At 53.9% G+C, this 13,020-nt stretch carries 6 protein-coding genes and 1 rRNA gene; 5 read left to right on the forward strand and 2 right to left on the reverse strand.

Annotated elements, in window-relative coordinates:
- The first annotated feature begins 700 nt into the window (after positions 1–700).
- The 3 genes from HYD27_RS11815 to HYD27_RS11825 are packed head-to-tail and all read left to right on the forward strand — an operon-like array spanning position 701 to position 8,020.
- Positions 701–2,020 (forward strand): glycoside hydrolase family 125 protein, encoded by a 1,320-nt coding sequence (locus HYD27_RS11815; RefSeq protein WP_219215245.1) that lies wholly within the window; start codon positions 701–703, stop codon positions 2,018–2,020.
- Entirely contained in the window at positions 2,020–5,244 is a 3,225-nt protein-coding gene (locus HYD27_RS11820; protein ID WP_375373910.1) for a beta-galactosidase, read from the forward strand. The genes HYD27_RS11815 and HYD27_RS11820 overlap by 1 nt, the downstream gene beginning before the upstream one ends.
- A 28-nt stretch (positions 5,245–5,272) precedes the next feature.
- Complete coding sequence (locus HYD27_RS11825) at positions 5,273–8,020, forward strand: alpha-mannosidase (protein ID WP_219215247.1); 2,748 nt, start codon at positions 5,273–5,275, stop codon at positions 8,018–8,020.
- 363 nt (positions 8,021–8,383) lie between these two features.
- Here the strand turns inward: HYD27_RS11825 and HYD27_RS11830 are convergent, their stop codons facing one another.
- Positions 8,384–8,857, reverse strand: a complete 474-nt coding sequence (locus tag HYD27_RS11830) for a hypothetical protein (protein WP_219215248.1) — start codon at positions 8,855–8,857, stop codon at positions 8,384–8,386.
- A gap of 1,129 nt (positions 8,858–9,986) precedes the next feature.
- Here HYD27_RS11830 and HYD27_RS11835 point away from each other — a divergent pair.
- The gene (locus tag HYD27_RS11835; protein WP_220101595.1) at positions 9,987–11,210 is read left to right on the forward strand and encodes an MFS transporter; all 1,224 of its coding nucleotides are present in this window, start codon (positions 9,987–9,989) and stop codon (positions 11,208–11,210) included.
- On the opposite strand, the gene HYD27_RS11840 is transcribed toward HYD27_RS11835, so the two are convergent.
- On the reverse strand, positions 11,128–12,069 hold the full coding sequence (locus HYD27_RS11840; protein WP_219215278.1) for a LysR family transcriptional regulator: 942 nt from the start codon (positions 12,067–12,069) through the stop codon (positions 11,128–11,130). The two genes, HYD27_RS11835 and HYD27_RS11840, sit on opposite strands and share 83 nt — an antisense overlap.
- Positions 12,070–12,892: 823 nt before the next feature.
- On the opposite strand from HYD27_RS11840, the gene HYD27_RS11845 reads away from it, so the two are divergent.
- Positions 12,893–13,020, forward strand: a 16S ribosomal RNA gene (locus HYD27_RS11845); the annotation flags it as partial.

Raw genomic sequence — 13,020 nt, forward strand, 5'->3', positions numbered from 1 at the left:
CAGACTGATTTTTCAATAGTGCTCCGTAGATAGTAAGTCGCTATAGATAGTAAGCCGCTATAGATTGCCATGCGCAGTTATTGGTTGCCCGTCAGCCGCGCATACATTGCCAATAAGTATCTATATGAGTTAAACCGGAGAACCTGAACAAGCTGTTGGAACGTAAGGAGTTTTATTAGAAATGGAAGCGAAGTGGAAAAAGTAACACTAATGGGCTGGAATTCTGGGTTTAACGGGTTTTAGTGGGATTTTGTACACTTCATGGAGGCCCGTTCACCCCATACGGCTGATTTCAGCCGAATTAGTTGTACTTTTTCCCGCTAAGAATGATCCGGAATCCGAATGCGCTACCTTAGTGTTCTTTTTTCCCACTAAGGCTGGCTGCCCTTTTTATTATTGTTGCAAGTTCATCTTATATAGTTGGAATTTAATTTCTCCACCTATTCAGCCCGAAATCCGCCTTGCATCGGCAATTAGCGGGATTTTGTCACCTATACTGATTAGGTTTGCTTTTTCCCGCTATTCATTTTTACAGGGGCCGCCGGCGATAATTAGCGGGATTTTTTCCACTTTGCGCTGAGGTTCAGCTGGAACCATAGCCTGGGCAGAAATTCATATATTGTTTGTCTGCCCGTATTCCCGTTTTTGCAAGGCTTACAGATGACAATTCTACTACATGAACATAAGGAGTGTACCTTCCTTGGAACAATTCAGATTACCCAAAATCCCGATGCCCAAGCTGGCTTTGCCTCAAGCTGTACAGGAGGTTTTGGCGGAAGCCGAAGAGAAGCTGGCCCACCGTCCGAAGCTGCTGCAGCTGTTCAAGAACTGTTTTCCCAATACGCTGGAGACGACTACGAAGCTGCTGGATGACGGCACCACCTTTGTGATCACCGGCGACATCCCGGCTTCCTGGCTGCGCGATTCGGTGGAGCAGGTCATTCATTACGTGCCCCTGGCCCAGAACGACCCGGATCTGCAGCGCGTCATCGGCGGTCTGATCAAACGGCATATTAAATACATTCACATCGATCCGTATGCCAACGCTTTTAACGAAACGGCCAATGACTGGCACTGGAACACCACGGACGTTACCGAGATGTCCCCGTGGGTGTGGGAGCGCAAGTTTGAGATCGACTCGCTGTGCTTCGTTGTGCGTCTGGCGTATACCTACTGGAAGGAGACCGGGCTTACCGATTTCTTCGATGCCGAATTCAAGTCTGCCCTGCGGACCATTATTGACCTGTTCAAAAGAGAACAGCGCCACTTCGAGCAATCGCCTTACCGCTTCACCCGCAACAACGGCATTCCGGAGGACTCCCTGCGCAACAACGGACTCGGTATGCCGGTCAACTACACGGGTATGATCTGGTCCGGCTTCCGCTCCAGCGATGACGCCTGTGATTTCCACTACAACATTCCCGGCAATATGTTTGCCGTTGTCGCCCTGCGCCAGATGCAGGAATTTGCGGAGTGGGTATTCCGTGACATGGACCTGCTGGCTGAGCTGAAAGAACTGGAATTCGAAGTGGATTACGGCATCAGGCTGTACGGAATCTACCGTCACCCTGAATTCGGGCCTGTCTATGCCTATGAGACAGACGGCTTCGGCAATTACTGCCTGATGGACGATGCCGGAACCCCCGGCCTGATCTCCATCCCGTATCTCGGATATACCACGGCGGATGATCCGGTCTATCAGAACACCAGACGTTTTGCCCTGAGCAAGGAGAATCCTTTTTATTATGAAGGAACAGCGGCCAAAGGCATCGGCAGTCCGCATACCCCGAAGGATTATATCTGGCATATGGCCCTGTCCATGCAGGGAATTACCGCACAGTCCGCCCAGGAAAAGCTGGAGCTGGTTGCTCTGCTGGAGAGTACGGACGCGGACACCGGCTTTATGCACGAAGGCTTCCATGCCGATGACCCGTCCGTATTCACCCGCAGCTGGTTCGCCTGGTCGAACAGCCTGTTCTCCCAGCTGGTGTACCGGATGATGAAGGATGGACAGCTGTGATTGCGGGCGAAGTGATTCTGTTCGCTGATCCGCAGTTCCCGGGCTGCACTGACGCTGCCGGACTGGTCCGTGACCAGGCGGAGCGGGATGGCGGATTACAGCATGCCGCCCGTAACGCCCAAGCCGCCAATCATGCGAGCACCGCCCGGCCTGTCTCTGGCGTTCAATCCGCCCATTCTGTCCGCACCGTCACTGCGGGCCAGCTCGCAGCTGCGCTGGATGCCGCCCGGCCCGGTGCCTGCTTCATCAATCTGCATGCCCCCTACTTCCCCAAGGAAGCCTGGGGCTCCATCCTCGCCTACCTCAGTCGCGGCGGCGGGCTGCTGAGCATCGGCGGCGCACCGTTCAAGCACCCGGTGCGTGAGGAGCAGGGCCGCTGGCTGGCGGAAGCCGAGCAGACCGCCTACCACCGCCAGCTGCACATCCACGAAGCGCTGCGCGTAGACGGCAGCCGGGTAGAGGTGCATGCCGCGCTTGCGGAGATCCCGCTCTTCGCAGGCCGCGAAGAGCTGCTGGTTCCTTCGGGCACCTGGAATCTGGTGCCCCATGTGACCAAGAGCAGCGATCTGCCGGAGCAAATGGGCGCAAGCGGCCCCATGGATACCCGGATCTATCCGCTGCTGAAGGGCATCTCGGCCGAAGGACGCGAGGTGTCGGCTCCCGCTGTGCTGTGGGAGCATGTCGGCGGTCCCTTCGCCGGAGGGCGCTGGATCTTCATCGGCCAGCGCCTTACACCCGCGGCCTGCGGCGATGCAGGCCGGGAACTGCTTGCGGCCTGCGCGGCCTTTGCCGCCAAAGGCGTCACCGAGCTGTGGCTGAAGCCCAATTACGCCTCCTATGAGCAGGGGGAGCGGCCTGTAATCAGCCTGCAAAGCCAGCGTCTGGGCTACACCCTGCCCGGACCTGGAGGCCAGACCTGGAGGCTGGGCTTCAGCCTGCAGAAGGACGGAGCGGCTTCCGCCTGTTACGAGCACAGCTGTGACATTGCCGTCGGCAGCGGCATGAATTTTCTCCGCCTGCCGATTCCCGTAGAGCTTGAGCCGGGGCTGTATACCCTGGTCTGCCGCGCCGAAGCGGAAGACGGCGAGCAGCGTGTGCTGCGCCAGGGCTTCTGGGGCCTTGATGCCGCGCTGCTCTCGGAGGGCGGGCCTGTGACTGCCGGACGGGATTACTTTCAGAAGAACGGACGTCCGCTGCCGGTTGTAGGCATGACCTACATGACCTCGGATGTGGCGCGGAAATTCCTGTTCCTGCCGAATGCCGCTGTATGGGACCGGGATATGGCCCAGATGAAGAAGGCGGGGATCAACTGGATCCGCACCGGCATCTGGACAGCCTACCGCAATATCATGCAGGTGGATGGACATGCGTCCGAAGAAGTAATGCGGGCAATTGATGCTTTTCTGCTGACGGCGGGGAAGCATGGGCTTCAAGTGACCTTTACCTTCTTCTCCTTCACACCGGAGACCTGGGAGGGCACCAATCCTTATCTGGACCCGCGCAGCGTAGAGGCGCAGAAGCGGTTTATCCGCTCCATTGTATCCCGGCATGTTCACACCACGCATGTGGACTGGGATCTGATCAACGAGCCGTCCATGTTTGATCCGCCGCGCATATTCTCGGACGGACCGAGCTCGGCGCGGGATGTATACGAGCAGCAGGCGTTCTCTGCGTGGCTGGAGCAGCGTCACGGCAGCATTGCGATCCTGCAGGAGCGCTGGAATATGACACCGCTGGAGCTGCCTGATTTCGCTTCGGCGCGGCCCCCGGAACAAGCGGAGATCAACTTCAGCATCCAGGACATCCATTCCGGCAAACGCGGAACGCGCTGGCTGGATTACTGCCTGTTTTCGATGGAAATGCATAACGTCTGGGCACGTGAGCTGTACGGGGCAATCAAAGAGCTGAACCCCGCGCATCTCGTGACCGTAGGCCAAGACGAAGCGCTCGGTGCGCAAAGACCCTCGCCGTTCTTTTACGAACAGGCCGTAGACTACACGACCGTGCATACCTGGTGGCTGAATGACAATCTGCTGTGGAGCGGGATCTTTGCCAAAACAGAGAACAAGCCCAACCTGATTCAGGAAACCGGAATTATGTATGTCGAGACCCCGGACGGACGCGCCAAAAGAACGGAAGAAGAGCTGCGCTCCATCCTGGAACGCAAGTATGCCTATGCGTTTGCGGCAGGAGGAGCAGGTGCGGTCCAATGGATCTGGAACACCAACTTTTATATGGATAATGCCAATGAATCGCAGATCGGTGCGCTGCGTGCGGATGGGACAGAGAAGCCCGAGGCGGATGTCTCTTACGATTTTGGGCGTTTCATTGCCGGAGCCGGGGATTTGTTTGCGGGGCGGAAGCCTGAGGATATCGCCGTTGTTTTCCCGTATTCCAATGACTTCTCCAACCGCAAGCTCGCTTATGATGCCACAACCCGGCTGACCCGCGTTCTGTCTTACCAGCTGCGTCTGCCGTTCCGGGCTGTCTCGGAATACGGCCTGGAGGCGCTGGAGGCCCAGCCGCCGAAGCTGATTCTGCTGCCCAGTGCGCACAATCTGGATGACAGCGCGGTGGAGCAGCTTATTGCATTCGTGGAACGTACCGGAGCGGTGCTGGCAGTGACCGGAGCGCTGGGACTTAATTCGTACTGGCAGCCTTCGGAGCGTCTCACGGGACTGCTTGGCGCACGTGTGCTAAGCAACGTGCGGCGCGAGGAGCGGATGAAGCTGGGCGGCAGAACCTTTGCCGTTTCCTACGGACAGCGCCGGATTGCGGAGCTGGTCAAGGAAGTTCAGCTGGAAGGCGCTTCTGGCTCTAACAGCCCTGTGCAGGCTGGAGATGCCGTAACCGATCTTCCGCTCGGCAATGGGCGCCTCATCTGGTGTCCGCTTCCGCTGGAGCTGAATGAACGCGACGAGCCGATTGTGGAGCTGTACCGCTATGCGGTGGAGCGTTCCGGGATTTCTGCAGGGCTGGAGTGGATCAGCGGCGGGGAACTGCCGGGGGTCTACGGGCGCAAGCTGGATTTTGCCGAAGGAGCACTTTATATATTCGTATCCGAATATGCCTGGGACGCTGACATTGAAGTTAGAGATCCTGAGACTGGACTAAGCTACAGCTTCCGGCTTGAGAAGGAACGTTCTGTGCTGTTTGCGGCAGACAAGCAAGGACAGCTGACAAACGTATATAGACCGGAAGAGTCCGCAATTACAATACATTAAGCAAGAATTAAGGGGAGAGATGGGGTTCATGACTAACCAAAAGACCGCGCATATCGTTTCCCACACCCACTGGGACCGCGAATGGTACTTGCCCTACGAGAAGCATCATGTCCGTCTGGTGCAGCTGGTGGATGCGCTACTCGATAAATTGGACAGCAGCACGGCCTTCCGCAGTTTTTATCTGGATGGACAGACGATTATTCTGGAGGATTATCTGCAGGTCCGGCCGGAGAACAAAGAACGGCTGGAGCGGCATATCCGTGATGGCCGGATTCTGATTGGGCCCTGGTACATTCTCCAGGATGCTTTCCTGACGAGCGGCGAGGCCAATGTGCGCAATATGCAGATTGGCCATCAGGATGCCCTGAAATACGGGGAGCCCTCCAAAATCGGCTATTTCCCCGATACCTTCGGTCTTGTCGGCCAGACGCCGCAGCTCATGCTCCAGTCCGGCATCAAGAATGCCTTCTTCGGCAGAGGTGTTAAACCGACAGGCTTCAACAATACCGTATCGGACGGCGGCTACGAGTCTTCCTTCTCCGAGCTGATCTGGGAAGGGCCGGACGGCTCGCGAATCCTCGGCATTCTCTTTGCCAACTGGTATTCCAACGGGAATGAAGTTCCGGTGGACGAAGCCGCTGCGCGTGAATTCTGGGACCGTAAATTGGCGGATGCCGAGAAATACGCCTCCACAGGGGAGCTGCTGTTCATGAATGGCTGTGACCATCAGCCGCTGCAGCTGGATTTGCCGGAGGCGATTGCCACGGCGCAGGCCTTGTACCCGGAAGTGGAGTTCATTCACTCCAACTTCCCGGATTATCTGGACGCGCTGAATGCCGAGCTGGAGCAAGGTGAACGTGAGCTGTCCTCCGTTACAGGCGAGCTGCGCAGCCAGCGGACCGACGGCTGGGGCACGCTGGTCAATACCGCGTCGGCACGGGTGTATTTGAAGCAGATGAACCAGAAGGGCCAGACCCTGCTGGAAAAAGTAGCCGAGCCTCTGGCTTCCATCGCGGGACTCGCCGGCAAAGACTATCCGCATCATCTGTTCACTTACGCCTGGAAGACGCTGATGCAGAACCATCCGCATGACAGCATCTGCGGCTGCAGCGTAGACGAGGTGCACCGCGAGATGGTGACCCGTTTTGATAAAAGCCGGCATGTGGCGGAGAGCATCATCGAAGACAGCGCCAGGTTTATCGCTGAGTCTGTGGATACTTCCATTTTTGGCGGGTCCGCCGAAGATGCACAAGCTGTTCCTTTTGTGGCAATGAACACTACAGGCTGGAGCCGTACGGGCACTGTCAGTATCGAACTGGATGCCGCCCGCTTATATCTGCGTGAAGGCTACGGCCTGGAGGAAACCGCCCGCAGAATGCGGGAATTCGATATTTCCGGCCGGGTATTGCTGGACGACAGCGGCAAGGCGCTGGCCTTCACCATGGAGGATCTGGGCCTGGAATTTGGCTATGATCTGCCGGACGACAAGTTCCGCCAGCCGTTCATGTGCCGCAGAGTCAAGCTCACCTTCGAGGCGGAAGATGTTCCTGCGCTTGGACTGCGGGCCTACGCCTGGGCGGCACAGCAGGGAGCAGCTCCGGCGGAGTCCTCTCTTTTCAACGGAGAGCACGTGCTGGAGAACCCGGCTATCCGCGTTGAAATCGGCGGAGACGGTTCTTTCAGCCTGCAGCACAAGGTGACAGGAGCTGTATACCGTGATCTGGGCATCTATGAGAATACCGGAGACATAGGGAACGAGTATATGTACAGACAGCCGGATGGCGGGATTCCTTTGACCACCAAAGGCCTGAAGGCTGCAATTACTGTGCTTGAGGATACTCCATACCGGGCTTCCGTCGAGATTAAGCATGCTTGGGAGATTCCTGCTTCCGCAGATGCCGCTTTGAAAAAAGAGCAGCTTGCGCTGGTATACTACCCGGAACGCAAGGCGCAGCGCAGCAGTGACACCGTGACTCTGGAGCTTCGCACGGTCCTCTCGCTGGAACGCGGAGGTAAGGGAGTGCACATTGAATCTGCGATTAACAATGCCGCTAAGGACCACCGTGTCCGGATGCTGTTCCCGACAGATATTCAGACCTCTGTGCATTATGCCGATTCCATGTTTGAAATTGCCAAGCGGGATAACGAACCCGCAGCGGAATGGCAGAATCCGAGCAATACCCAGCATCAGCAGGCGTTTGTGGATGTCAGCGGCACAGAGGCCGGTATGACTGTCGCCAATCTCGGACTGAACGAATATGAAGTGCTGCGGGACGGACGCAACACCATTGCCGTCACGCTGCTTCGCAGCGTAGGGGAGCTGGGCGATTGGGGCTGGTTCCCGACACCGGAAGCGCAATGTCTTGGTGAGCATACCGCTCAGCTAATGCTCATTCCGCATGCCGGAGACGGCGTCGCTTCAGGCGCATATGCCGGGGCTTACCAATTCCAGGCACCTTGGACCGTCTTCCAGACAGGCGTCCATACCGGTACGCTTGCTTCAGGATATACGCCTTTGGCTTGGAAGGGCGCTGAAGCCGCATTCTCTTCCATGAAAATGAACGAAATCACCGGCGACCTCCTGCTGCGCTGGTATAACATGAGCGGTTCTCAGACGCAGCTTGATGTACAGCCGGGGCTTCCTCATGAATATTTGTACAAAACAGGCATTCTGGAAGAGCGTACCTCTCCGCTGCCGGATTCGCGAGATGCCCGGCAGCTGTTGGAGCTTGGACCTTGCGAGATTGTCACGGTAGGCATTCATCTGCAGCCTTAAATCTATAGATCTAACCTTAAACAGGACAGTTCCTCATTTATTGAGGATACTGCCCTGTTTTTTAAAAGATAATTTATCCCCGAATTTCGAAAGTAAGTATCCACAAATCATCTAAAAAGCTCTACACAAAGGGATTTCTTGCTAAAAACAGCTTGCACCCAATGGGTGAAGGAAAAAGAGGGTTATCCCTTGTCCGATCTGGATTTGTTCAATTCACTTTCGAAATTCAGGTTTATATGTTTCACGCTATAAATTAGCCTTATCTTTCTCGCTGAAACGGATACCGTCCTTATAAGGACGGCGAAGCCGTTTCCACTTGAAAGATAAGAATTTACATATTTTTGGGGAAGCGAAGCTTATCCGTTATTTCACGGCTGCGCTGTAAGATCGGGACTTCGGCCAAGCAAACTGCGCGATTGCGTTGGCCGCAGCGGGCAGGCAGAGGGAATCAAAGGCAGAAGTGCCTTTGAATTCGCCCGAATCCGGCTGGGCGGTGGAATCAAAGGCAGAAGTACCTTTGATTCTCCTAGAAGCTGGCTGGGCGGTGGAATCAGAGGCAGAAGTGCCTTTGAATTCGCCCGAAGCCGGCTGGGCGGTGGAATCAGAGGCAGAAGTGCCTTTGAATTCGCCCGAAGCCGGCTGGGCGGTGGAATCAAAGGCAGAAATGCCTTTGAATTCGCCTGAATCCGGCTGGGCGGTGGAATCAAAGGCAGAAGTACCTTTGATTCTCCTAGAAGCTGGCTGGGCGGTGAAATCAGAGGCAGAAGTACCTTTGAATTCGCCCGAATCCGGCTGGACGAGGGAATCAGCGCGAAATGATTCTTCTCTCCCCCCCACTGAAATGGCAGCATTCTAAATATAGGACACCGATAGGCGTCTTTCTTGAAAGATAAGAATGTATATGTTTTGGGGTCCCCGCAAAGTACCTGAGTCATCATCGAAGCCAAGGCTCCGCTTTGTGGGGTTATTTGAAAGATAATTTATATATTTCACGCTATAAATTAGCCGTATCTTTCTCGCTGGAACGGATACCATCCCTTATAAGGACGGCGAAGCCGTTTCTGCTTGCGCAGGAGATACGTAGGCTTTTGGAGTGGACGTTCCGCGAACGGACCGTTGTCCGGGCGCTGTGCTCTCCAGATTTATTTCATTCCCCTTAGCGGTGAAAATCCGGAGACCCAGGCGACCGCTGCCGCTGTTCCGCGGGTCCGTCTGCTCCGCTGTTTAAGCAGAAGGCGGTTCTGTAACCTTTAAAAAACACAATAAAGAAACTTAATGTATATGAAATGACCCGGAGAACCTGAACAAGCGGATGGAACGCAAGGAGGAGATTCATAGGGAACGGAAGCGAAGTGGAAAAAGTAACACTAATGGGCTGGAATTCTGGATTTACCGGGCTTTAGTGGGATTTTGTACACTTAATAGAGGCCCACTCCCTCCAAATGGCTGATTTCAGCCGGATTAGTTGTACTTTTTCCCACTAGGGATGATCCAGTATCCGGATGAGCTACCTTAGTTGTACTTTTTACCACTAAAGTGGCTGCCCTTTGGATGAATGTTTCAAGTTCATCTTAATTTAGGCGTTTCCTCTGTAAGGGGAAGAAACGGAACGATTAGGGTATCCTTTTTCCACTAACACTTGCGAAAAAGCGGCTGGGGAATATGAAGTGACCTTTTCCACTTGGCTTCCCGCCTGGCTTCAGCAGCCAGCCTTACACCTGAAATGCAAACAGCTGCGCTGCCCGGTCAAGGACGGCGCAGCCGTTTCTGCTTGAAAGATAAGAATTTATATGTTTTGGGGTCGCCGCAAAGTACCTGAGTCATCATCGAAGCCAAGGCCCCACTTTGTGGGGTTATTTTGATTACCATGACGCATTAATATATTGCTCAAAATGCATTATACACATAAAGCTTTCGGGCTTATGATTAGTCAGGTAGATATAATGACCGGAAGGATCTGAAGCAATTGAACATAAATGAAGGTTATCTGGAACGTGGAAGCATAGAGTATCGCCGCAGTAATCTGGCCTTGTTCGCTGCAGGGCTGGCCACATTTGCCATTCTCTACAGTGTGCAGCCGCTATTCCCGGTGTTCACCAAGGAGTTTCATCTCTCTCCTGCGGCTGTCAGCCTGTCCTTGTCCATCAGTACAATTATGCTTGCCGTCTCCTTGCCGGTGGCGAGCTTTTTGTCCGACCGTGTCGGAAGGAAGCCATTTATGGGCTTCTCGTTGATCCTTTCTTCAATGTGCTGTCTGTGCGCGGCTTTCGCTCCCGATTTTACGAGCTTGATGGTCATTCGTGCGGTACAGGGGGTAGTGCTTGCCGGTATTCCTGCTGTAGCCATGGCTTATCTGTCCGAAGAAACGGAAGCCGCAGGCCTGCGGCTTGCTTTAGGGTTATACATTAGCGGGAATACGGTAGGGGGGCTGTTCGGACGGCTTGCCGTCAGCTGGATAACCGATTTGTTTTCCTGGAGATGGGGGATCATCAGCATTGCGCTGGCCAGCCTGCTTGCCAGCCTCTATTTTTGGCGCAGCCTGCCGCCTTCACGGCATTTCAAGCCCCGGCGGGTTGGCCTGAAACCAGTCCTTCAGCTATTTGCTGTCCAGTTCAGGGACGCTACCCTGGTGCTGCTCTTTGTGCTGGCGGCAATTTTAATGGGGAGCTTCGTCACGCTTTATAATTACCTGGGCTTCCGTTTGATTGAGGCCCCTTTTAATCTGTCCCAAACACTGGTTGGAGGGATTTTTATTCTATACCTGGTCGGAACGTTCAGTTCCTCATGGATGGGCTATATGAGCAGCCGGATCGGACTTGAACTGGCCTTATGGATAAACATCGCCCTAATGCTGCTGGGGGCCTTGATCACGTTGTCGGGCCATTTAGTGATGGTGATCATCGGTGTGGCGGTATTCACCTTCGGTTTTTTTGGCAGCCACTCAACGGCGAGCTCCTGGGTAGGGATCAGGGCAAACGCAGGCAAAGCGCAAGCTTCCTCCCTGTATCTCTTATTTTATTATGGAGGTTCTAGTATTGGCGGTTCAGCGGGGGGACTGTTCTGGAGCAGGTATGCCTGGGGAGGAATTGTGGGCATGATATCCTGTCTTATTCTCCTGGGTATGGCAGCTTTGCTGCTGTTGACTGCCGTACTGCCGAAGCGGGCTCCTGCCCGTTCTGAAAGTTTTTAATAATATATTCTAAAAAGCGCCGGGCCGCAGGGGCCATATAGCGTTCATTGACCCAGGCCACCCCGATAATCCGGCGGCATTCCGGCATGCTTACGCGCAGCTTGACCAGACTGCTGTCCAGTCCCGGGACATCCGGGATAAGGCTTACCCCTAAACCGGCAGCCACCAGACCGGCCACGGTAGGAACCTCTTCCCCTTCAAAAGGAACATCAGGTATGAAGCCGGCTTCCATACACAAACGGTCAGTGATACTGCGCAGGCCATAGCCCGGTTTAAAAGTGATCATTGGTTCAGTGGCAATTTCCTTCAGCTCAATGGATTCCCGGCCCGACAGCGGATGATCGTTTCGTGCAGCCACGAATAGCTCCTCGCTCCATAATTCGACCCATTGCAGGGGGATGGGCATGTTCTCAAAGGAAGAAAGCAGACAGAGATCCAGCGAACCCTGAATGAGCTGCTGTAAAAGAGAGGTATTATGGTTCTGATGAAGCTGAAACCGGATATTCGGGACGTGAACCCGGTAAGTGCTGATAAGATCGGGAATAAGCCGTGAGCCCATAGTATGAAGAAAGCCCAGGTTGACTTCCCCGGCGTCCTCTTCAACCATATTTTGTATTTCAAGCTTCCCTGTTTCATATTCCTTCAGGATACGGTTGACCCGCTTTAAGAACAGCTCTCCATAACGGTTAAGCCTGATAGTCCGGCCCTGCCGTTCAAATAAAGGAACGCCAAGCTCTGCTTCCATCCGGGCGATAGAGCGGCTTAGCGCGGATTGGGAGACAGATAACAGCTCAGCTGCCCGTGTCATATGCTCCGTGCGGGCTACACATTGGAAATATTCAAGCTGCGGCAATTCCAGCATTCTCACCAGCCTTTATATGTTGATTTTGTAAGTGGTCCGGGAGTGATCTTAAGCGCTTGACGATAGTTCAACAGCCTTTAACTGCTTGCGCTGTAATTTATCTGGGGCTTTAGAACGTTTGCCGATCATTACAGGGCTGAACTTCGCTTGTTTGGTGGTTTCGGATGCTTGCCATCCAACTGGCGAGTCAAATAATGCAGGTTCGCGTTCGAGAGGTGGGAATTGAGGACCCGACCAATTCATATCCCTCATTATACCAAAACCTAAGAATGAAAAAAGGATTTTCCACCGTTTCACCCGGCAGGTCCTGAATCATTCCGAAGCAAACAAGCCGGATAAATCCAATCACCCCGTTGCACGCAAACCGGTTGCAATTCCGGCAGCAGCCTCACTCCGGTACAACTGTTACAGGAGAGCCGGTTTCACAAGCGACGATGGAGAATCGGACAATATTCACGGAACCTACATGCTGAAAAGAGGAATAATAGAAATAAGAAATCAATGCTTGCAATGAATAGTTGAACATGTTATATTCATTTTCTGTCCATGACAGATCAAAACAAAGCTCGAATGGAAATCGAAAAAAGAGCTTGCATTAATAGGCTGAAAATGATATATTATAAAAGTTGCTGGTGACGAGATAATCGGCGCCGACAACGAGCTTGATCTTTGAAAACTGAACAACGAGTGAGTATCGGAATTCACTTCGGTGATTCCAAAACCGGTGGGTTTCATAGCGTCTTGGACGCTTGGGAATTCATCAAGAGAATGCAAATTCTCGTCAGATGTTTCAAAATGAGCAATCGCTCTTTCTAAAACCAATTTGGAGAGTTTGATCCTGGCTCAGGACGAACGCTGGCGGCGTGCCTAATACATGCAAGTCGAGCGGAGCAGGAATGGAAGCTTGCTTCCATTCCTGCTTAGCGGCGGACGGGTGAGTAACACGTA

The organism is Paenibacillus sp. S150 (assembly GCF_019352175.1).
In the GTDB taxonomy this organism is placed as follows: Bacteria; Bacillota; Bacilli; order Paenibacillales; family Paenibacillaceae; genus Paenibacillus_AQ.